The 21481-nt window shown below is 61.4% G+C and carries 23 protein-coding genes; 1 reads left to right on the forward strand and 22 read right to left on the reverse strand.

The genetic code is table 11. The features are described from left to right. Positions 1–17: 17 nt before the first annotated feature. The 19 genes from der to trmJ all read right to left on the reverse strand — a co-directional run bounded on the left by der (position 18) and on the right by trmJ (position 16676). Positions 18–1490, reverse strand: a complete 1473-nt coding sequence (gene der / locus EGM97_RS00860) for a ribosome biogenesis GTPase Der (RefSeq protein ID WP_053152553.1) — start codon at positions 1488–1490, stop codon at positions 18–20. Between the two features lie 102 nt (positions 1491–1592). Next, positions 1593–2744 (reverse strand): outer membrane protein assembly factor BamB, encoded by a 1152-nt coding sequence (bamB, locus tag EGM97_RS00865; RefSeq protein ID WP_238961441.1) that lies wholly within the window; start codon positions 2742–2744, stop codon positions 1593–1595. Beyond that, positions 2737–3378, reverse strand: a complete 642-nt coding sequence (locus EGM97_RS00870) for a YfgM family protein (protein WP_238961442.1) — start codon at positions 3376–3378, stop codon at positions 2737–2739. Before EGM97_RS00870 ends, bamB begins: the two co-directional genes overlap by 8 nt. 40 nt (positions 3379–3418) lie before the next feature. Further along, positions 3419–4708 (reverse strand): histidine--tRNA ligase, encoded by a 1290-nt coding sequence (gene hisS, locus EGM97_RS00875; protein WP_238961443.1) that lies wholly within the window; start codon positions 4706–4708, stop codon positions 3419–3421. Positions 4709–4731: 23 nt separating this feature from the next. Continuing rightward, complete coding sequence (ispG, locus tag EGM97_RS00880) at positions 4732–5841, reverse strand: flavodoxin-dependent (E)-4-hydroxy-3-methylbut-2-enyl-diphosphate synthase (protein ID WP_053152544.1); 1110 nt, start codon at positions 5839–5841, stop codon at positions 4732–4734. Between the two features lie 3 nt (positions 5842–5844). Further along, positions 5845–6864: a RodZ domain-containing protein gene (locus EGM97_RS00885; RefSeq protein ID WP_238961444.1), complete on the reverse strand. Its 1020-nt coding sequence runs from the start codon at positions 6862–6864 to the stop codon at positions 5845–5847. Beyond that, on the reverse strand, positions 6864–7622 hold the full coding sequence (pilW, locus tag EGM97_RS00890) for a type IV pilus biogenesis/stability protein PilW (RefSeq protein WP_238961445.1): 759 nt from the start codon (positions 7620–7622) through the stop codon (positions 6864–6866). The genes EGM97_RS00885 and pilW overlap by 1 nt, the downstream gene beginning before the upstream one ends. A gap of 12 nt (positions 7623–7634) precedes the next feature. Then, on the reverse strand, positions 7635–8780 hold the full coding sequence (rlmN, locus tag EGM97_RS00895; protein WP_053152539.1) for a dual-specificity RNA methyltransferase RlmN: 1146 nt from the start codon (positions 8778–8780) through the stop codon (positions 7635–7637). 28 nt (positions 8781–8808) lie between these two features. After that, the gene (ndk, locus tag EGM97_RS00900) at positions 8809–9234 is read right to left on the reverse strand and encodes a nucleoside-diphosphate kinase (protein WP_053152537.1); all 426 of its coding nucleotides are present in this window, start codon (positions 9232–9234) and stop codon (positions 8809–8811) included. An 88-nt stretch (positions 9235–9322) separates the two neighbouring features. Further along, positions 9323–9523 (reverse strand): Fe-S cluster assembly protein IscX, encoded by a 201-nt coding sequence (gene iscX, locus EGM97_RS00905; RefSeq protein ID WP_238961446.1) that lies wholly within the window; start codon positions 9521–9523, stop codon positions 9323–9325. Between the two features lie 13 nt (positions 9524–9536). Next, complete coding sequence (fdx, locus tag EGM97_RS00910; protein WP_018927066.1) at positions 9537–9878, reverse strand: ISC system 2Fe-2S type ferredoxin; 342 nt, start codon at positions 9876–9878, stop codon at positions 9537–9539. 3 nt (positions 9879–9881) lie between these two features. Continuing rightward, a complete protein-coding gene (gene hscA, locus EGM97_RS00915; RefSeq protein WP_238961447.1) occupies positions 9882–11744 on the reverse strand; it encodes a Fe-S protein assembly chaperone HscA in 1863 nt (620 codons plus the stop codon). A gap of 50 nt (positions 11745–11794) precedes the next feature. Beyond that, on the reverse strand, positions 11795–12316 hold the full coding sequence (hscB, locus tag EGM97_RS00920) for a co-chaperone HscB (protein ID WP_053152529.1): 522 nt from the start codon (positions 12314–12316) through the stop codon (positions 11795–11797). A gap of 8 nt (positions 12317–12324) precedes the next feature. Beyond that, positions 12325–12648 (reverse strand): iron-sulfur cluster assembly protein IscA, encoded by a 324-nt coding sequence (iscA, locus tag EGM97_RS00925; RefSeq protein WP_030139597.1) that lies wholly within the window; start codon positions 12646–12648, stop codon positions 12325–12327. Between the two features lie 24 nt (positions 12649–12672). Continuing rightward, positions 12673–13059, reverse strand: coding sequence for a Fe-S cluster assembly scaffold IscU (gene iscU, locus EGM97_RS00930; protein ID WP_238961448.1), 387 nt, complete (start codon positions 13057–13059; stop codon positions 12673–12675). Positions 13060–13102: 43 nt separating this feature from the next. Next, complete coding sequence (locus EGM97_RS00935) at positions 13103–14317, reverse strand: IscS subfamily cysteine desulfurase (protein ID WP_238961449.1); 1215 nt, start codon at positions 14315–14317, stop codon at positions 13103–13105. Between the two features lie 50 nt (positions 14318–14367). Next, positions 14368–14859, reverse strand: a complete 492-nt coding sequence (gene iscR, locus EGM97_RS00940) for a Fe-S cluster assembly transcriptional regulator IscR (RefSeq protein WP_024777044.1) — start codon at positions 14857–14859, stop codon at positions 14368–14370. A gap of 268 nt (positions 14860–15127) precedes the next feature. Further along, complete coding sequence (gene cysE / locus EGM97_RS00945) at positions 15128–15904, reverse strand: serine O-acetyltransferase (RefSeq protein WP_238961450.1); 777 nt, start codon at positions 15902–15904, stop codon at positions 15128–15130. 1 nt (position 15905) lies between these two features. After that, positions 15906–16676 (reverse strand): tRNA (cytosine(32)/uridine(32)-2'-O)-methyltransferase TrmJ, encoded by a 771-nt coding sequence (trmJ, locus tag EGM97_RS00950; RefSeq protein WP_053152523.1) that lies wholly within the window; start codon positions 16674–16676, stop codon positions 15906–15908. Between the two features lie 145 nt (positions 16677–16821). Between trmJ and suhB the strand changes: the two genes are divergently transcribed. Continuing rightward, positions 16822–17640, forward strand: coding sequence for a type III secretion system regulator SuhB (gene suhB, locus EGM97_RS00955; protein WP_072388174.1), 819 nt, complete (start codon positions 16822–16824; stop codon positions 17638–17640). 356 nt (positions 17641–17996) lie between these two features. On the opposite strand, the gene EGM97_RS00960 is transcribed toward suhB, so the two are convergent. The 3 genes from EGM97_RS00960 to secD all read right to left on the reverse strand — a co-directional run bounded on the left by EGM97_RS00960 (position 17997) and on the right by secD (position 21455). Next, positions 17997–18545, reverse strand: a complete 549-nt coding sequence (locus EGM97_RS00960) for a glycine zipper 2TM domain-containing protein (RefSeq protein WP_053152520.1) — start codon at positions 18543–18545, stop codon at positions 17997–17999. Between the two features lie 117 nt (positions 18546–18662). Then, complete coding sequence (secF, locus tag EGM97_RS00965) at positions 18663–19577, reverse strand: protein translocase subunit SecF (protein ID WP_238961451.1); 915 nt, start codon at positions 19575–19577, stop codon at positions 18663–18665. Positions 19578–19586: 9 nt separating this feature from the next. Further along, positions 19587–21455: a protein translocase subunit SecD gene (secD, locus tag EGM97_RS00970; RefSeq protein WP_238961452.1), complete on the reverse strand. Its 1869-nt coding sequence runs from the start codon at positions 21453–21455 to the stop codon at positions 19587–19589. Positions 21456–21481: the final 26 nt, after the last annotated feature.

A 21481-nucleotide genomic window follows, 5' to 3' on the forward strand; every position in this document is an offset into this window, starting at 1 on the left:
TCGGCGCAGGCTTTCGATCAGCGCTTGTCCCGGCGCTTCTTCTCGGCCTTCTTGTGGTGGGACATCAAGCGGCGCTTCTTGTTGACCTGGCGGTCGGTGAGCGTGTTCTTGTTGCCTTCGTACGGGTTCTCGCCGCCCTTGAACTCGATGCGGATCGGCGTGCCGACCAGCTTCAGGACGCGGCGATAGGTGTTCTCCAGGTAACGCACGTACGACTTGGGCACCTTCTCGATCTGGTTGCCGTGGATCACGATGATCGGCGGGTTGGCGCCGCCCAAGTGAGCGTAGCGCAGCTTGATCCGGCGGTTGTTGACCATCGGTGGCGCGTGCTCGCTGACCGCATCTTCCAGGATCTGGGTCAGGCGATTGGTCGGCCAGCGGGTGACCGCCGACTTGAACGAGTTCTGCACCGACGCGTAGAGGTTGCCCACGCCCGTGCCGTGCAGCGCCGAGATGAAGTGGATGTCGGCGAAGTCGACGAAGAACAGCCGGCGCTGCAATTCGACCTTCACGTAATCACGTTCGCTCGGGGTCATGCCGTCCCACTTGTTGATGGCGATGACCAGCGCACGCCCGGCTTCCAGGGCAAAGCCCAGCAGGTTCAGGTCGTGATCGACCACGCCTTCGCGGGCGTCCATCACGAAGATCACCACGTTGGCGTCCTTGATCGCCTGCAGCGTCTTGACCACGGAGAACTTCTCGACTTCTTCGTGGATCTTGCCCCGCTTGCGCACACCGGCGGTGTCGATCAGCGTGTACTTCTCGTCGTTACGCTCGAACGGGATGTAGATACTGTCGCGGGTGGTGCCGGGCTGGTCGTACACGATGACCCGGTCTTCGCCGAGCATGCGGTTGACCAGCGTCGACTTGCCCACGTTCGGGCGGCCGATGATCGCGATCTTGATCCCGTCCTTTTCGCTCGGGCCCGGAATGCGCTTGGCTTCCTCGCCTTCGGCAACGATTTCTTCCTCGCCCTCTTCGGGCTCGTCTTCATCGTCTTTCGGGAAATCCGCCAGGGCAACTTCCAGCAACTGGCTGATGCCACGACCGTGGGCACCGGCAATCGGAATCGCCTGGCCCATGCCCAATGGCGCAAACTCGGCGCGGGCCATGTCCGGGTCGATGTTGTCGACCTTGTTGGCGACCACATGGGAGCGCTTGTTACGTTTGCGCAAATGCTCGGCGATCATCTGGTCGGCAGCGGTAAAACCGGCCTTGGCGTCTACCAGGAACAGCACAACATCTGCTTCTTCAATGGCCAGCAGCGATTGCTCGGCCATTTTCTCGTCCATGCCGTGTTCGTCACCGGAGATACCGCCGGTGTCGATCAGAATGTAGGTACGCCCTTGCCACTTGGCCTCACCGTACTGGCGATCACGGGTCAGACCGGACAAGTCGCCGACAATGGCGTCGCGAGTCCTGGTCAGGCGATTGAACAAGGTGGACTTGCCGACGTTCGGTCGGCCCACCAGGGCGATTACGGGAACCATGCGGCTCTCCACTTCGTTATTTCAGAAAATACAAAAGCCGCTGCGAGGCAGCGGCTGGTGCTCAGGTGAAGCCGCCTGGGGAAATTATCCCCAAGCATAGTCTTACTTGATGGTCAGGGCTTCCAGTTTGCCGCTGTTGCCATACACATAGATCATGTTGCCTGCCACCAGCGGACGGGCACGCAGGCCGTCGCTGTCGATGCGCTCGCGGCCGACGAAACGGCCGTCCACCTGGCTCAGCAGGTGCAGGTAACCTTCCAGGTCACCCACTGCCACGTAGCTGGAGAACACTTCCGGGGCCGACAACTGGCGACGGGCCAGAGAGTCGTTGCTCCACAGCGCGGTGGTGGAACGCTCGTCGACGCCCTCAACCGTGCCCGAGGACAGGCTCACGTAGACGCTGCCGAAACCCTGGGCGACGCCGGCGTAGCTGGATGCATCGCGCTGCCACAACGGGCGGCCGGTTTCCAGGTCCAGTGCCGCGACGCGGCCTTGGTAGCTGGCGACGTACAGCGTGCCACCGGACAGCAGCAGACCGCCGTCGATGTCGACCACGCGCTCCAGCTCCGAACGACCTTGCGGGATGGCAACACGTTGTTCCCACACCGGCACACCGTTGGAAATATCCAGGGCGACCACTTTACCGGTGGACAACCCGGCTACCGCGAGACGGTTGGTGACAACCGGCGCGCTGGTGCCCCGCAGGGTCAGTACCGCTGGAGTGCTGTCATACACCCAGCGCTGGTTGCCGCTGGCGGCATCCAGGCCGATCAGGCGGTCGTCCTGGGTCTGGACCACAACCACGTCACCATTGGTGGCCGGCGGTGCGAGCACTTCGCTGGTCACGCGGGCACGCCACTTTTCTTCACCGCTGCTGGCGTCCAGGGCGACGATCTCGCCCTTGAGGGTGCCGATCATGACCAGCCCATAGCCCACGCCAACGGCGCCAGACACAGGCAGCTCAAGGTCCTTCTCCCACTTCACGTCGCCGTTCAGGCGGTCCATTGCCATGACCACGCCCGTGACGTCGCTGGCATAGAGGGTGTCGCCGTCGATGGCCGGCACCAGCATGTTGTAGGTTTCGCCCTGGCCGTCACCGATGGTGCGGCTCCACTGCTTTTGCAGCACGACTTCTTCTTTGAAGTCGGTCAGTTCGGCCGGCGGCAGTTCTTTCTTGCTGTTGCTGCTGCAACCCGCGGCCAGAATGGCCAGAGCCAGCAATGCTGCATGTTTCCAACGGATCACGTCACGCATCCCCTTTGGCCAGGTCGTCCAGCTTGATTTGCAGGCCACCGACTGCGGCTTCGTCCGACAGCGCAGCCTTGGCTTTTTGGTAGGCCGCATGGGCCTCGTCGGCACGACCCAGTTGCACCAGCAGGTCGCCCTTGAGCTCTTCGCGAGTCGCCAGGAAGGCTTTGTCGGCATCACCGGCAAGCAGCTTCAACGCGTCTTCGGCCTTGTTCTGCGCAGCCAGTACCTGGGCCAGGCGCTGACGCGCCACTTCGCCCAGGGTCGGGTTGGCCGGCTTGTCGACGATGCTCTTGAGCTCGGCGGCGGCGTCATCCAGCTTGCCGCTGTCCACCGCAACCTTGGCCACGAACAGATGGCCATATTGGGCGTAAGCGGTGCCGCCGAATTCCTTGTCCAGCTTGCCGGCCAGGTCCGCCACGCGGGCAGCGTCAGGCTTGCCATCCGGGGTCAACGTGGTTTCCAGCAATTGCTGGTAGAGCATCGAGGCGCCTTGCGACTGGTTGCTCTGGTATTTCTGGAAGGCCTGCCAGCCGAACACGATGACCAGCGCCAACAGGCCGCCAGTGACCAGGGGCTTGCCGTTGCGCGTCCACCAGTCCTTCAAATCCGCCAGCTGTTCATCTTCGGTACTCGACACCCCAATACTCCTTAATCGCTAAATCGGCTGTTTGACAGCTTCAACCCTGCACGACGCAGGTGGCCAGGTGTGCAGCAAGCGCATCCCAGGCAATGCTTTGTTGTTCGCCCTGGCCACGCAGGGGTTTGAAACCTACCACTTGTTGGGCCAGTTCGTCGTCACCCAGGATCAGTGCATACAGCGCACCGCTCTTGTCGGCCTTCTTGAACTGGCTCTTGAAGCTGCCGGCGCCGGCGTTGATCTGCAGGCGCAGGTTGGGCAACTGGTCACGCACCCGTTCGCTCAAGGCCAAAGCCGCCAGTTCGGCTGCTTCGCCGAAAGCGCACAGGTAGACGTCAACCTGACGGGCCAGTTCTTCGGGCACCTTATCCAGGGCTTCGAGCATCAGCACCAGCCGTTCGATGCCCATGGCAAAGCCCACGCCCGGCGTCGGCTTGCCGCCCATCTGCTCCACGAGGCCGTCATAACGGCCGCCGGCACACACGGTGCCCTGGGCGCCGAGTTTGTCGGTGACCCATTCGAAAACGGTCTTGCTGTAGTAATCCAGGCCACGGACCAGTTTCGGGTTGATCACGTAGGGAATGCCGGCGGCATCCAGGCGGGCCTTGAGGCCTTCGAAGTGCACGCGAGACTCTTCGTCCAGGTAGTCGGCCAGTTTCGGCGCGTCCACCAGCACGGCCTGGGTGTCCGGGCTCTTGGTGTCCAGCACCCGCAGCGGGTTGGTCTTCAAGCGGCGCTGGCTGTCTTCGTCCAGGTGCTCGAGGCGGGCCGACAGGAACTCCACCAGCGCATCACGGTAGCGGGCGCGGGCTTCGGCCGTACCGAGGCTGTTGAGCTCCAGCTTGACTGCATCACGGATGCCCAGCTCGCCCCACAGGCGCCAGGTCAGCACGATCAGTTCCGCGTCGATGTCCGGACCGTCGAGGTTGAACACCTCGCAACCGATCTGGTGAAACTGGCGATAGCGCCCTTTCTGCGGGCGCTCGTGGCGGAACATCGGGCCGATGTACCAGAGTTTCTGCACTTGGCCACCGCCGGTGATGCCGTGCTCCAACACCGCACGCACGCAGGCCGCCGTGCCTTCGGGGCGCAGGGTCAGGGAATCGCCGTTGCGGTCGTCGAAGGTGTACATCTCTTTTTCGACGATGTCGGTCACTTCGCCGATGGAGCGCTTGAACAGCTCGGTGAACTCGACGATGGGCATGCGGATCTGGCGATAACCGTAGTTATCCAGCAAACGCGCCACGGTGCCCTCGAAATAGCGCCACAGGGGCGTCTGTTCGGGCAGGATGTCGTTCATGCCACGGATGGCTTGCAGGGACTTGCTCACAGAATTTCCTTAGATTCGTTCGATCAGCCGCGTGCGATGACCGCTGCGTCGGCTTCGACCTTTTCGGCCGCCTTCTCGCGGATCAGCTTTTCCAGCTCGTCCACCAGATTGTCATTCGTCAGTTTCTGCGACGGCTTACCGTCGATGTAAATCAGGTTCGGTGTACCGCCAGTCAGGCCGATATGGGCCTCCTTGGCTTCACCCGGCCCGTTGACCACGCAACCAATCACCGCGACATCCAGCGGCACCAGCAGGTCTTCGAGGCGCCCTTCCAGCTCGTTCATGGTCTTGACCACATCGAAGTTCTGCCGCGAGCAGCTCGGGCAGGCGATGAAGTTGATCCCACGGGAACGCAGGTGCAGGGACTTGAGAATGTCGTAGCCGACTTTCACTTCCTCAACCGGATCGGCCGCCAACGAAATGCGGATGGTATCGCCAATCCCCTCGGCGAGCAGCATACCGAGGCCGACGGCGGATTTCACCGTGCCCGAACGCAACCCACCGGCTTCGGTGATGCCCAGGTGCAGCGGCTGGACGATTTCCTTGGCGAGCAGGCGGTAGGCTTCGACGGCCATGAACACGTCGGAGGCCTTCACGCTGACCTTGAAGTCCTGGAAATTCAGACGTTCGAGGTGCTCGACATGGCGCAGCGCCGACTCTACCAGCGCGGCCGGCGTAGGTTCGCCGTATTTCTTTTGCAGGTCTTTTTCCAGAGAACCGGCGTTGACGCCGATGCGGATCGGAATGCCCCGGTCGCGGGCGGCATCCACCACGGCACGCACGCGGTCTTCACGACCGATGTTGCCCGGGTTGATGCGCAGGCAATCGACGCCCAGTTCGGCCACGCGCAAGGCGATGCGGTAATCGAAATGAATGTCGGCCACCAGCGGCACCTTGACCAATTGCTTGATCTTGCCGAACGCCTCGGCGGCATCCATGTCCGGCACCGAAACCCGCACGATGTCTACGCCAGCGGCTTCCAGACGGTTGATCTGGGCGACGGTGGCAGCCACGTCGTTGGTGTCGCTGTTGGTCATGCTCTGCACAGCGATAGGCGCATCGCCGCCCACGGGCACGTTGCCGACCCAGATCTTGCGGGATTCGCGACGTTTGATTGGAGATTCGCCGTGCATGACTTATTGACCCAACTTCAGGCGAGCAGTCTCGCCGGTGGTGAACGGAGCCACGTCGACCGGCTGGCCGTTGTAGCTGACCTGAGCGCCACGGGCATAACCCAGGCGCACGGCAAACGGCGGCTTGCCATTGATGGATGTGCTGTCGCCCTTGCGCTTGAGGCCACTGAACAGCACCTTGCCGTTGCCATCGGTCACCTGGGTCCAGCAGTCGGCCGTGAATTGAATCTGTACCTGGCCTTCACCGGCGACGGGCGCCACAGGTGCAGCCGGGGCGGTGGCCGGCGCCGTCGGAGCCGCCACGGTCGGTGCTGGCGTGGCCGGCGCCGGCGTTGCGGGGGCTGCCGGGGCCGGTGCAACCGGCGCGCTGGAGGCTGCCGCAGGCGCGGTCGGGGCCGTAGGTGTCGCGGGAACACTCGGCTCGGCGCCGGCTTCGGCATCTGCGCCGTCCTGGCCTTGCGGCAACGCCAGGCTGGTTTCGCCTTCGGTTTGGCCCTCCAGCACCGCCTGATCTTCCGGTTCGTCCAGCGGGTGAATTCGGGTGGTGCCGTCAGCACCCTCCACTTCCACATGTTCCGGGGCCATGGCGACCGGCTCCTTGGTACGCAGGGACGTCTGATCCTGCCACCAGATGAAACCGCCCCCAATCACCGCGATCAGCAACAACAGGCTGACGATTCGCAAAATGGTGTGGGAAACGCGAACCGGCTCCTCGATGCGCCCCAGGCTGTGCACGCTGCTGCCCTGGGCATCGGAACCGGTGTATTGATCGAATTGCTGGACCAGTACGGTCTGGTCCATGTCGAGCAACTTGGCATAGGCACGGATGTAGCCCCGGGCGAAGGTGTGCCCTGGCAGCTTGTCGAACGCGCCCGCTTCCAGATTGCTCAGGGAAGCCACGGTAAGATTGAGCTTGAGGGCCACTTGGGCCAGCGACCAACCATTGCTTTCGCGGGCTTGACGCAGGGTCTCACCGGGATTTACGCGAGTCGCTGCTACAACTTCGGGATGCGCCGCTTTCATCATTGCTCCGACAGGTATTGCTGATATTCCGGCGTACCGGGATAGAGTCTTTTGAGTTGCAGGCCGTAGCTGGCGGCCTTGTCGCGATCTTCAAACACATGGGCCAGCCGAACGCCGAGCAATAGACTACGTGCATTTTGCTCGCTCAGCAGGCTAAAACGTTCGTAATAGTCGCGTGCGGGCACATAATGCCTGTCTTCGTAAGACAACTCAGCCATTTCCAACAGGGCCCGGGGCTGCTGGCGGTTGAGCCGCAACGCCTTTTCCAGCTGCTGGCGGGCCAGGTCGCGCTGACCGAGTTTTGCAGCGGTCATTCCAAGGTTCTCGAACACTCGAGAACGTTCGGGATAAAGCGTATCGGCGGCGGCCTGCTCGAAACGCTCGTAGGCCTCTTTGTAGCGCTGTTGTTCGTAAAGGAAACTGCCGTAATTGTTCAGGATCCGCGCATCCTGAGGCCGGGCGGACAATGCCTTGCGAAAATGCTCGTCGGCCAGCTCGGGCTCCAGCTCGGCCTGGAACACCAAGGCCAGGGCCGCGTTGGCATCGGCGTCGGAACTGTCCAGCTCCAGGGCTTTCTTGAGCGGGACCTTGGCCCGTTCGGTCATGCCCTGCTGCAGGTAGCCGATGCCCAGTTGCACATAGGCCACACGGGCCTCATCGCGGCCCTTGCTGGTCTTCATCGGGTTGTAGTCGCCCGACAAGACACACCCGGCGCAAAGCCCGGTCAACAGCAACAGCAGCGCGAAGCGCAGGGACATGGAGTTCCTCTCTTAGTGACCGTTCGCAGCGTTCTGCACCGCATCGTCGGCGTTCAATTCGCGCACGGCGATGTAGCGTTCGCTGCGACGGGTGCGATCCAGCACCTGTCCGACCAATTGACCGCAGGCCGCGTCGATGTCTTCACCACGGGTGGTGCGCACGGTGACGTTGAAGCCTGCGTGATGAAGCTGATCCTGGAAGCGACGAATCGCGTTGTTGCTCGGACGCTCGTAGCCGGAATGCGGGAACGGGTTGAACGGGATCAGGTTGATCTTGCATGGGATGTTCTTGAGCAGCTCGATCATCTCGACCGCATGCTCGACCTTGTCGTTCACATCCTTGAGCAGGGTGTATTCGATGGTCAGTACACGCTTTTCGCCCAGGGCCGACATGTAGCGCTGGCAAGAGTCCAGCAGCATCTTGAGCGGGTATTTCTTGTTGATCGGCACCAATTGGTTACGCAATGCGTCGTTGGGCGCGTGCAGGGACAACGCCAGGGAGACGTCGATGTGCTTGGCCAGCTCATCGATCATCGGCACCACGCCGGACGTGGACAGGGTCACCCGGCGCTTGGAAATGCCGTAGCCCAGGTCATCCATCATCAGGTGCATGGCGGCGACGACGTTGTCGAAGTTCAGCAGCGGCTCACCCATGCCCATCATCACCACGTTGGTGATGGCACGGTCGACGGTCGCCGGGACGCTGCCAAAGGATTTGTTGGCAATCCACACTTGGCCGATCACCTCGGCGGCGGTGAGGTTGCTGTTGAAGCCTTGCTTGCCGGTGGAGCAGAAACTGCAATCCAGGGCACAGCCTGCCTGGGACGAAACGCACAAGGTGCCGCGTTTGCCCTGGGGAATGTATACGGTTTCGACGCAGCTGCCGGACGCCACACGCACCACCCACTTGCGGGTACCGTCGCTGGAAATGTCCTGGCTGACCACTTCGGGGCCGCGAATCTCGGCAACTGCCTTGAGTTTTTCACGCAAGGCCTTGCCGACATTCGTCATGGCGTCGAAATCGTCGACGCCAAAGTGGTGAATCCATTTCATCACCTGGCCGGCACGGAAACGCTTCTCCCCGATCGAGTCGAAGAATTTCTCCATTTCCGGCTGGGTCAGGCCCAACAGGTTGGTTTTGCCGTTCGATGTAGTCATGGATTCACCTTCACTCAAAAGCCTGGGCTTAGCGAGTGGTTACTTCAGTAGCGGAGAAAAAGTAAGCGATTTCGCGAGCAGCAGCGGCTTCGGAGTCCGAACCGTGAACGGCGTTGGCGTCGATGGACTGGGCGAAGTCAGCGCGGATGGTGCCTGGAGCGGCTTCTTTAGGGTTGGTAGCGCCCATCAGCTCACGGTTGCGAGCGATAGCGTTTTCGCCTTCCAACACCTGAACGACAACCGGACCGGAAGTCATGAACGCAACCAGCTCACCGAAGAAACCGCGCTCGCTGTGCTCAGCGTAGAAGCCTTCGGCTTCGGCCTTGGACAGTTGCTTCATTTTCGAAGCGACAACGCGCAGGCCAGCGTCTTCAAAACGGGAAACGATCTTGCCGATCACGTTTTTAGCAACGGCGTCAGGCTTGATGATGGAGAAAGTACGTTGAACAGCCATGGTGTAACTCCAGAAACGGTAATGTGCGAAAAATTAAACCCGCGAATTATACGCGGGTTCAGGGGTATTGCCTAACCTGCCGGCTCGATCAGTCGATTTCTTCGATCCAGAGCTGCTGGACCGCCTCCAGGACTTTCTCGCCACAACGACCGGAGGTGCTGTCGAAGTCGGGAAGCTCCATGATCCAATGTTGCAGATCGACGAAATTGACAGCCATCGGGTTCACGTCCGGCTTGGCTTCAGCCAACTCTTCGGCGATGCGTTGTACATCATTCCAACCATAGCTCATGACAGTGTCACCATCAGTGCGGCGCTTCGGCCGCATGGTTAAGCGAATATTTCGGAATCTCGACGGTCAGGTCTTCAGTACCGACCTTGGCCTGGCAAGCCAGGCGCGATTGCGCTTCCAGGCCCCAGGCCTTGTCGAGGTAATCTTCTTCCAGTTCGTCCGCTTCTTCCAGCGAATCGAAGCCCTCGCGAATGATGCAATGGCAGGTCGTGCAAGCACAGACGCCGCCACAGGCGCTTTCCATTTCGATATGGTGTTCATGGGCCAGTTCAAGGATAGAGATCCCAGGCTCAGCCTCCACTACCATGCCCTCGGGGCAGAACTTCTCGTGGGGCAAAAAAATCACCTGCGGCATCAATTACTCCTCGATTTCATTCAGGTTACGCCCCGCCAGGGCGGCTTTGACCGTTGAATCCAGGCGGCGGGCGGCAAAGGCATCGGTGACGCTCGACAGACGCTTGGTCTGCTGCTCGATGGCATAGCCATCGGTGCCTTTGATCAATTCGGACAATTCCTGCATCTGCATTTCGATGACCATGCGCTCTTCGGCGTCCAGCAGGCGGTCGCCGTCGGCCTCCAGGGCGCCCTGCACGGCTTCGATCAGGCGCTGGGCGTCGACTTGCTGCTCGCGCAACACGCGGGCCACTTTGTCATCGCCCGCGTACTGGAAGGAATCCTTGAGCATCCGGGCGATTTCGCCGTCGGTCAGGCCATAGGACGGCTTGACCTGGATGCTGGCCTCGACGCCCGAGCCCAGCTCGCGAGCGGAGACGTTGAGCAAACCATCGGCATCGACCTGAAAGGTCACGCGGATCTTCGCCGCACCGGCGACCATGGCCGGAATACCGCGCAATTCGAAACGCGCCAGGGAACGGCAGTCACTGATCAGTTCACGCTCGCCTTGCAGCACGTGGATCATCATGGCCGACTGGCCGTCTTTATAAGTGGTGAAATCCTGGGCGCGAGCAACGGGGATGGTGGTGTTGCGCGGAATCACCTTCTCCATCAGGCCGCCCATGGTTTCCAGGCCCAGGGACAATGGGATGACGTCGAGCAGCAGCAGTTCGCCGCCGTCGCGCTTGTTGCCGGCCAGGGTATCGGCCTGGATCGCGGCACCGATGGCGACCACCTGATCCGGGTCGATTTCGGTGAGCGGCTGGCGACCGAAAGCCTCGGCCACGGCTTCGCGAACCCGAGGCACGCGAGTCGAACCGCCGACCATGACCACGGCCTTGACGTCTTCGATCTCGACGCCGGAATCACGCACGGCGCGCCGGCAGGCCTTGAGGCTGCGGGCGACCATCGGCTCGATCAGCGCGTCAAAAGCTTCGCGACTCAGGGACGCTTTCCACTCGCCATAGACCACTTCAACGCTCGCGGCGTCGGTCAGGGCTTCCTTGGCCGCGCAGGCGGTTTGCAGCAGATGGCGCTGCGCACCCGGATCGAGGTCGGCGGACAGACCCGCCTGCTCGATGATCCAGCCAGCAATGGCGTGATCGAAGTCATCGCCACCCAGGGCGCTGTCGCCACCGGTGGCCAGGACTTCGAATACACCGCCGGTCAGGCGCAGGATGGAGATATCGAACGTGCCACCGCCCAGGTCATAGATTGCGACCAGCCCTTCGGCATGCTGGTCCAGACCATAGGCCACCGCCGCGGCGGTCGGCTCGTTGAGCAGGCGCAGCACGTTGAGGCCGGCCAACTTGGCCGCGTCCTTGGTAGCCTGACGCTGGGCATCGTCGAAATAAGCCGGGACAGTGATGACCGCACCCACCAATTCGCCACCCAACGCGGCCTCGGCGCGCTGGCGTAACACCTTGAGGATATCGGCCGATACTTCCACCGGACTTTTCGGCCCCTGCACGGTTTCGATGAACGGCATGTGGGACTCGCCGCCGACGAAGCGGTACGGCAGTTGATCACCCAGTTGCTTGACGTCGGACAGACCACGACCCATCAAGCGCTTGACTGAAACAATGGTGTTCAACGGATCGGTGGCGGCGGCCAGCTTGGCCGACTCGCCCACTTCGACGCGATCGGCGTGGTAGCGCACGGCAGACGGCAGGATCACCCGCCCCTGCTCGTCGGCCAGCGGTTCGGAAAGACCGCTGCGTACGGCAGCGACCAGGGAATTGGTGGTACCCAAGTCGATCCCCACAGCCAGGCGACGCTGGTGCGGTTGTGGACTTTGGCCGGGTTCGGCGATCTGCAGTAGGGCCATCGTAATCAGGACTTATCTGTAATCAGGCGTGCGACCGGAGCGGCACTGGGTTAATCGTCGAGGCGCTCTTCCAGCTGGCGCACTTCGTAGGTGAGCTTGTCGAGGAACTGCATGCGCCGCATCAGGCGCTCGGCCTGTTCGCGTTGCGCGGCATCGTTCCAACAGGCTGCGAAGCTGTCGTTCAGTTGCTGCTGGGCGTCTTTGAGGCGGCGCTTGAAAGCGGTGACACCGGCCAGGTCGGCACTGTCCTGCAGATCTTCGAGCTCTTCGCGCCATTGCATCTGCTGCAACAGAAACTCGGGATCGTGGACCGTGACTTCCAGGGGCAGCTCATGGCCGCTGATGGCGAGCAGGTAACGCGCGCGCTTGGCCGGATGCTTGAGCGTCTGGTACGCCTCGTTGAGGTTCGCGGACTGCTCGAGCGCACGCCGCTGCTCGGCCTCGGAGGCGTCAGCGAAACGGTCCGGGTGGACACCACGGGCCAGCTCCAGATAACGCGCGGACAACTGATCGAGATCCAGCTGAAAAGCAGGCTGCAACTGGAACAAGGCAAAATGACAAGGAGTACCCACAAGCCGCCTCAGATGTTGAAGCTTTCGCCGCAGCCACACTCACCGCGCACGTTGGGGTTGTTGAACTTGAAGCCTTCGTTCAACCCTTCCTTGACGAAATCCAGCTCAGTGCCGTCCAGGTACGTCAGGCTTTTCGGGTCGATGATCACTTTTTGACCATGACTCTCGAACACCTGGTCGTCTTCGCCGACTTCATCGACGAATTCCAGTACATAGGCAAGGCCGGAACAACCGGTGGTGCGAACACCCAGGCGGATGCCCTCGCCCTTGCCGCGCCCCGCGAGGGAGCGCTGTACGTGTTTGGCGGCTGCTTCTGTCATCTGGATAGCCATGGAAAACTCCTTACCTGTCGCGGTTCAGATCAAGCCTTTCTTCTGCTTGTAGTCGCGAACGGCGGCCTTGATGGCGTCTTCAGCGAGTACCGAGCAGTGGATTTTCACTGGCGGCAGGGCCAGTTCTTCGGCCAGCTGGGTGTTCTTGATGGTTTCGGCTTCGTCGATGGTCTTGCCCTTCATCCACTCGGTGGCCAGGGAGCTGGACGCGATGGCCGAGCCGCAGCCGTAGGTTTTGAACTTGGCGTCTTCGATGATGCCCTGCTCGTTGACCTTGATCTGCAGACGCATCACGTCGCCGCAGGCCGGGGCGCCGACCATACCGGTGCCGACATCAGGATCCTGCGCGTCCATCTTGCCGACGTTGCGCGGGTTCTCGTAGTGGTCGATGACCTTTTCGCTATATGCCATTTGCTTCAATCCTCATCAATGAGTCGCTCTGGTGGCGACTTCTTCAGTGCGCCGCCCACTCGATCTTCGAGATGTCGACGCCGTCTTTGTACATGTCCCAGAGCGGCGACAGAGCGCGCAGCTTGGTCACGGCCTCGCAGACTTTCTGCGCGGCGTAATCGATTTCTTCTTCGGTGGTGAAGCGGCCGAAGGTGAAGCGGATCGAGCTGTGGGCCAGTTCGTCGTTGCGGCCCAGGGCGCGCAGTACGTACGAAGGCTCGAGGGACGCCGAGGTGCACGCCGAACCGGACGACACGGCCAGATCCTTGAGCGCCATGATCAGCGACTCGCCTTCAACGTAGTTGAAGCTCAGGTTCAGGTTGTGCGGGACGCGGGCGGTCATGCTGCCGTTGACGTAGAGCTCTTCCAGGTGCTCGACCTGCTTGAAGAAGCGGTCGCTCAGGGCCTTGATGCGCACGTTCTCGGCGGCCATGTCTTCCTTGGCAACACGGAAGGCTTCACCCATGCCGACGATCTGGTGGGTCGCCAGGGTGCCGGAACGCATGCCGCGCTCGTGACCGCCACCGTGCATGGTCGCTTCGAGGCGAACACGCGGCTTGCGGCTCACGTACAGCGCACCGATGCCTTTCGGGCCGTAGGTCTTGTGGGCGGAGAACGACATCAGGTCGACTTTGAGCTTGGACAGGTCAATGTCGACCTTGCCGGTGGACTGGGCCGCGTCGACATGGAACAGCACGCCTTTGGAGCGGGTCAGTTCGCCGATGGCCGCGATGTCGTTGATGGTGCCGATTTCGTTGTTCACGTGCATGATCGAAACCAGGATGGTGTCGTCGCGCAGGGCGGCTTCGACCATGGCTGGGGTGATCAGGCCGTCTTCGCCAGGCTCGATGTAGGTGACTTCGAAACCTTCACGCTCCAGTTGGCGCGTGGTGTCCAGGACCGCCTTATGCTCGATCTTGGAGGTGATCAGGTGTTTGCCCTTGGTATGGTAGAAATGCGCGACACCCTTGATTGCCAGGTTGTCGGACTCGGTGGCACCGGAGGTCCAGACGATCTCACGCGGGTCGGCGTTGACCAGATCGGCGACCTGGCGACGGGCGTTCTCGACCGCTTCCTCGGCTTTCCAACCGAATACGTGGGAGCGGGACGCCGGGTTGCCGAAGTTTCCGTCGACCAGCAGGCATTCACTCATTTTTTGCGCGACACGCGGATCAACCGGGGTGGTCGCAGAGTAATCAAGGTAAATCGGCAATTTCATGGACTCTCTCCTAAATCAGGCTGGCTGGCGTTCCGCTTGCTCTGCGGCGGTCATTCGACGGCGGACGCTTCAATCTTGTCCAGGTGCGGCGCCTTGCCATTGCAACGGCGCTGGTCCTGACGCTGGGCTACTTCCTGCACCTCACGACGAGTGACAAGGTCAGCCAAGCTGATACCGCTCAGAAATTCGTGGATCTGCAAGCTCAGGTCGCACCACAAGTGGTGGGTCAGGCAAGTATCGCCGCCATGGCAGTCGCCAAGGCCCTGGCATTTGGTCGCATCGACCGATTCGTTCACGGCATCGATCACCTGGGCGACCTGGATGCCTTGCATGTCACGGGACAGCTGGTAGCCGCCGCCTGGACCGCGAACGCTGGACACCAGGTTGCTGCGGCGCAGTTTGGCGAACAGCTGCTCGAGATAAGACAGGGAAATGCCCTGGCGCTCGGAGATATCGGCCAGGGACACCGGCCCGTGCTGCGCGTGCAATGCCAGATCCAGCATCGCGGTCACGGCGTATCGGCCTTTTGTAGTCAGTCGCATGGACAATTACCACGGAGTTCGGAATGGGGGCGAGTATGCAATTCCCGAGTATTTAAGTCAAGTATAAGACCTAGTGGGTTACTCGGGTTTACCCGCGAAAGAGCGGGCGCATGATAGCAAAGGCTTGGCGGGCAGGACCAGCGATACCGCGTTATCGTTCATCGCGAGCAGGCTCGCTCCCACAGGGGATCTTTGGTGGCTGCACAATCGAGGCACACCACAAAGCCAATGCGGGAGCGAGCCTGCTCGCGATGAGGCCAGTCAGGTTTCAACCGGTCTGGGTTTCATCCTTATCCTTCACACACGCGAAGTCTTCCTCGCGCAGTTCAGGCAGGTCCTTGGCACAATAATTACTCCCCAGCTCCTTCAGGGCGCCGCACATCCCCTCCAGACGCCCGTCAACGGCTTGCAGGTGATCAAGCAACTGATTGATGGCCCGAGCGACCGGGTCGGGCATGTCTTCGCCGACGCCATAGGCATCGAAGCCGATCTTTTCGGCCATGGCCTTGCGGCGGGCGTCCTGCTCCTCGTCGGACTTGACGATGATCCGCCCCGGAATACCGACCACGGTCGCGCCAGGCGGCACGGCCTTGGTGACCACAGCGTTGGAGCCGACTTTCGCCCCGGCGCCCACGGTGAACGGCCCAAGCACCTTGGCGCCCGCACCTACCACCACGCCGTCTTCCAGCGTTGGGTGGCGCTTGCCTTTGTTCCAACTGGTGCCGCCCAGGGTCACACCCTGGTACAGGGTCACGTCATCGCCGATCTCGGCGGTTTCACCAATGACGATGCCCATGCCGTGGTCGATGAAAAACCGACGACCTACCTTGGCGCCCGGATGGATCTCGATCCCGGTCAGCCAACGGCCGAAGTTGGAGACCAGCCGCGCCAACCACTTCCAGCCCATGCTCCACAGTGCGCCAGACAAACGATGCAGCCAGATCGCGTGCATCCCCGGGTAGCAGGTCAGCACTTCAAAGGCGTTGCGCGCCGCCGGGTCACGATGGAAAACGCTTTGGATATCTTCACGCAAACGATCGAACATTTTATTCCTTCCGCTTAATCAGCTCGCCACGGGCCGCTTTCTGGGTTTCCGTGAGGATGCCGCGCAATATATTCATCTCCGCCCGGCTGACCGAGCTTCGTCCGTACAACCGACGCAGGCGTGCCATCAAGTGCCGAGGCTTGTCCGGGTCAAGGAATTCGATGTCCACCAGGGTCTGCTCCAGGTGCTCATAGAATCGCTCCAGTTCATCCATGGTCGCCAGTGTCTCACTGCGCGGCGACGTCACCTCGGTTTTTTCGACCTTGCTGGGCTTGCCTTCGGCCGCCAGCCAGGCCATGCGCACTTCATAGCTCAACACCTGCACCGCCGCCCCGAGGTTCAGCGAACTGAAACCGGGGTCGGAAGGGATATGCACGTGAAAGTGACATCGGTGCAGCTCTTCGTTGGTCAGGCCGGAGTCTTCACGGCCGAACACCAGGGCGATTTCAAAGCCTTGCGCGGCTTCCTCGACCACCTTCGTGCCGCATTCGCGGGGGTCGAGCAGTGGCCAGGGAATGCGGCGATCACGGGCGCTGGTGCCGAGCACCAGGTTACAACCCACCAGAGCGTCTTCCAGGGTGGCGACGACTTGCGCATTGGCCAGGATGTCACCGGCGCCGGATGCCCGGGCGTCGGCTTCGTGATGGGGAAACACCCTTGGCTCGACCAGCACCAGACGCGACAGGCCCATGTTCTTCATGGCCCGCGCAGCTCCGCCGATGTTACCCGGATGGCTGGTATTGACCAGGACGACACGAATGTTCTGCAACAAGGGAGGCGCTCTCGAACACGATAAAGGGGAGCAAATCTTACATAAGCACCTACCGTTAAGCTATGAAAGCGAACGCCAACCTTCTCCTGATAAAACTTTCTGATAGAATGCCCGGCTTTCTTTAACAACCTTAGGTGACACATCCATGCAGCCAATGCTGAATATCGCGCTGCGCGCCGCCCGCAGCGCCAGTGAACTGATCTTCCGCTCCATCGAGCGCCTGGATACCATCAAGGTCGATGAAAAAGACGCCAAGGACTACGTGTCCGAGGTGGATCGCGCCGCCGAACAGAAAATCGTCGACGCCCTGCGCAAGGCTTACCCGAACCACTCGATCATGGGTGAAGAGACCGGAATGCACGCTGGTACCGGCATCGAGGGTGAAGAGTACCTGTGGATCATCGATCCACTGGACGGCACCACCAACTTCCTGCGTGGCATCCCTCACTTCGCTGTCAGCATCGCCTGCAAATACCGTGGCCGCCTGGAACACGCTGTCGTGCTGGACCCGGTTCGCCAGGAAGAATTCACCGCCAGCCGTGGCCGCGGCGCCCAGTTGAACGGCCGTCGCCTGCGCGTCAGCGGCCGCACCAGCCTGGACGGCGCCCTGTTGGGTACCGGCTTCCCGTTCCGTGACGACCAAATGGACAACCTGGACAACTACCTGGGCATGTTCCGCGCCCTGGTCGGCCAGACCGCCGGCATCCGCCGCGCGGGTGCCGCGAGCCTGGACCTGGCTTATGTGGCTGCGGGCCGTTTCGATGCGTTCTGGGAATCGGGCCTGTCCGAATGGGACATGGCGGCAGGCGCCCTGCTGATCCAGGAAGCTGGCGGCCTGGTGAGCGACTTCACCGGTGGTCACGACTTCCTTGAGAAAGGCCATATCGTTGCCGGCAACACCAAATGCTTCAAGGCTGTGCTCACTGCTATCCAGCCACATCTGCCGGCTTCGCTGAAGCGCTAAGCAGCCCGGCTACAGAAAAGCACCTTTCGGGGTGCTTTTTTTATGCCTGCTAGAATCCGCCCATGCAAGCAACTCTCTCTGTGGCGAGGGGATTTATCCCCGCTGGGGCGCGAAGCGACCCTATATGCTAGCAACCCGGTATGCCAGGCAGATTGAATTGACTGCTTGTGAAGGGGGGCTGCTACGCAGCCCAGCGGGGATAAATCCCCTCGCCACAAAGGATGCCACCCTGAATACGGATGCAGACTGACCCACTGCAATCACGAGCAAGCTCGCTCCCACAAGGGGTTGGCGGTGAGTCATGGATCACGGGCACAAAAAAGCACCCCGAAGGGTGCTTTTCTGTAGCGGTTGGATCACTGGGCTGGTTCGTTCTGCCCCAGGATCAGTTGACCTTCTTTGTTCACCGGGATCTGGTTGCCCGGGTCGCGGTCCATGCGGACTTTACCTTCCTTGCCATCGAGCATGTAGCGAACGTCGTAGCCTACAACCTTGTCGCTGATGTCATTGACGGTGTTGCAGCGAGTCTGGGTCGTTGTGTAGGTGTCGCGCTCCTGCATGCCTTCCTGAATCTTGTTACCGGCATAACCACCACCGGCCGCCCCCGCCACGGTAGCGATTTTCTTGCCGGTGCCGCCGCCGATCTGGTTACCCAACAGACCACCCGCCACGGCGCCCAATACGGTGCCGGCGATCTGGTGTTGGTCCTGGACCGGTCTCTGACGGGTCACGGTAACATCCTTGCACACTTCACGCGGGGTCTTGATCTGGGTTTTGACCGGTTCCACGGCCAATACTTGCGCGTACTCAGGACCACTTTTCACCAAGCTGTAGGTGGCGACCGCACCACCGGCAGTGACACCGACAGCACCCAATACCGCACCAACCAGCATCGATTTGTTCACTTGAACCTCCTGGCCATCACCAGCGGAATAATCCGCGCTTCTCCCAGCCTTGGAGCATAAAAAAAGGCGCGAGTTCAACTCGCGCCTTTTCAGCGGTGACGGACGGGGCGACGGGCCTTATGGGCGGTCGTCCACCTCTGTTTCGGTGGCCGCGGGAGGAATCAGGTCCTCGGTGCTCAGGTTCAGCCAGATCAGCACCACGTTGGCGATGTAGATCGACGAATAAGTACCCGCCATCACACCAATGAACAGCGCGATGGAGAAACCGAACAGGTTGTCGCCACCAAAGAACAGCAGCGCCGCAATCGCCAGCAGGGTGGAGATCGAAGTCGCCATGGTCCGCAACAGGGTCTGGGTGGTCGAGATGTTGATGTTCTCGATCAGCGAAGCCTTGCGCAGCACCCGGAAGTTTTCACGCACCCGGTCGAACACGACGATGGTGTCGTTGAGCGAGTAACCGATGATCGCCAGCACCGCCGCCAGCACCGTCAGGTCGAAGGTGATCTGGAAGAACGACAGGATGCCCACGGTCACGATCACGTCGTGGATCAGCGAGACAATCGCACCCACCGCGAACTTCCACTGGAAGCGAAAGGCCAGGTAGAGCAGCACGCCGCCCAGCGCCATCAACATGCCGAGGCCGCCCTGGTCGCGCAGTTCCTCGCCCACTTGTGGACCGACGAACTCGACGCGCTTGACCTGGGCCGGGTTATCGCCGCCGGCCTTCTGCAAGGCCTCGGCTACCTGATGACCCAACTGCGGATCTTCGCCTGGCATGCGCACCAACAAGTCGGTGGTGGCGCCAAAGCTCTGGACGATGGCTTCACTGTAGCCCGAGGTCGCCAGTTGCTCACGCACCTTGGTGACATCGGCCGGACGCTCGTAGGTCAGCTCGATGAGCGTACCGCCGGTGAAGTCCAGGCCGTAGTTCAAGCCCTTGGTGGCCCAGCTGAACAACGCCAGTACAGTGAGAAACAATGTGACGCCGAACGCAATGTTGCGAACGCCCATGAAGTTGATTGTACGTAACATGGCAGCCCCTTAAATCCACAACTTCTTGAAGTCACGACCGCCAAAGATCAGGTTGACCATTGCGCGGGTCACCATGATGGCTGTGAACATCGAGGTAAAGATCCCGAGGGACATGGTCACTGCGAAGCCCTTGACCGGGCCGGTGCCCATGGCAAAGAGAATCCCGCCGACCAGCAAGGTGGTCAGGTTGGAGTCGAGAATCGCGGTGAATGCCCGGCCGAAGCCTTCGTTGATTGCCCGCTGGATCGACATGCCCGCGGCGATCTCTTCACGTATCCGCGAGAAGATCAGCACGTTGGCGTCCACCGCCATACCCATGGTCAATACGATACCGGCGATACCCGGCAGGGTCAGCGTGGCGCCCAGCAGCGACATCAGCGCCAGCAGCATCACCATGTTCACCGCCAGCGCGACGGTGGCGATGAGGCCGAAGAAGCGGTAGATGGCGATGATGAACAGCGACACGAACAGCATGCCCCACAGCGAAGCGTCGATACCCTTGGTGATGTTGTCGGCACCCAGGCTCGGGCCAATGGTGCGCTCTTCAGCGAAGTACATCGGTGCGGCCAGGCCACCGGCACGCAGCAGCAGGGCCAGTTCCGAGGATTCGCCCTGGCCGTTCAGGCCGGTAATGCGGAACTGGCTGCCCAGTGGCGACTGGATGGTCGCCAGACTGATGATCTTCTTCTCTTCCTTGAACGCTTGCACCGCGACGTCTTTCTCGACGCCGTTGACCACCTGACGGGTGTAGGTGGTGATCGGCTTCTGCTCGATGAAGATCACCGCCATGCTGCGACCGACGTTGCTGCGCGTGGCGCGGCTCATCAGTTCGCCGCCGTGGCCGTCGAGGTGGATGTTCACCTGTGGACGACCGTGTTCGTCGAAACTCGCCTGGGCGTCGGTCACCTGGTCACCGGTGATGATCAGGCTGCGCTCGATCTGCGCCGCCGGGCGATTGCCTTCGCGGAATTCGAAGCTTTCGGACGTGGCCTTGGACGCACCCGGCTCGGCCGCGAGGCGGAATTCCAGGTTGGCGGTCTTGCCGAGGATACGCTTGGCTTCGGCGGTGTCCTGCACGCCGGGCAGCTCGACCACGATGCGGTTGGCGCCCTGGCGCTGCACGATCGGTTCGGCCACGCCCAGCTCGTTGACCCGGTTACGGACCGTGGTCAGGTTCTGCTTGATGGAGTATTCGCGGATTTCCGCCAGCTTGGCCGGGGTCATCGCCAGACGCAGCACCGCCTGACCATTGAGGTCGGCCGGTACGATGTCGAAATCGTTGAAGCTCTTGCGGATCAGTGCACGGGCCTGCTCGCGGGTATCTTCATCGCTGAAGCCCAGCTGAATGGCACCGTTGAACGCCGGCAGGCTGCGATAGCGCACGCGCTCTTTGCGCAACAGGCTCTTGACGTCGCCTTCGTAGACTTTCATCCGGGCGTCGAGGGCCTTGTCCATGTCCACTTCCAGCAGGAAGTGCACACCACCGGACAAGTCCAGGCCCAGCTTCATCGGATGCGCGCCGAGTTTGCGCAGCCATTGCGGGGTGGTCTGGGCCAGGTTCAGGGCCACGACGTATTCATCGCCCAACGCCTTGCGCACCACGTCCTTGGCCGGCAGTTGGTCTTCAGCCTTGACCAGACGCAACAGGCCGCCCTTGCCGTTTTCGGCGATGGAGGCAGCCTTGACCTCGATATTGGACGCCTTGAGCGCCGCGCTCGCACGGTCCAGATCCGCCTGGGTGACCTGCAACGCCGTGCTGGCGCCACTGACCTGAATGGCCGGGTCATCCGGGTAGAGGTTGGGAGCGGAATAAATCACACCGACCGCCAGCACCGCCAGGATCAGTACATATTTCCACAGAGGGTATTTGTTCAGCATCACGCCGCCCGCTTATGACGCGGGGC

The sequence above is a fragment of the Pseudomonas sp. AF32 genome, from assembly GCF_022342325.2.
Classification (GTDB): Bacteria; Pseudomonadota; Gammaproteobacteria; order Pseudomonadales; family Pseudomonadaceae; genus Aquipseudomonas; species Aquipseudomonas uvaldensis.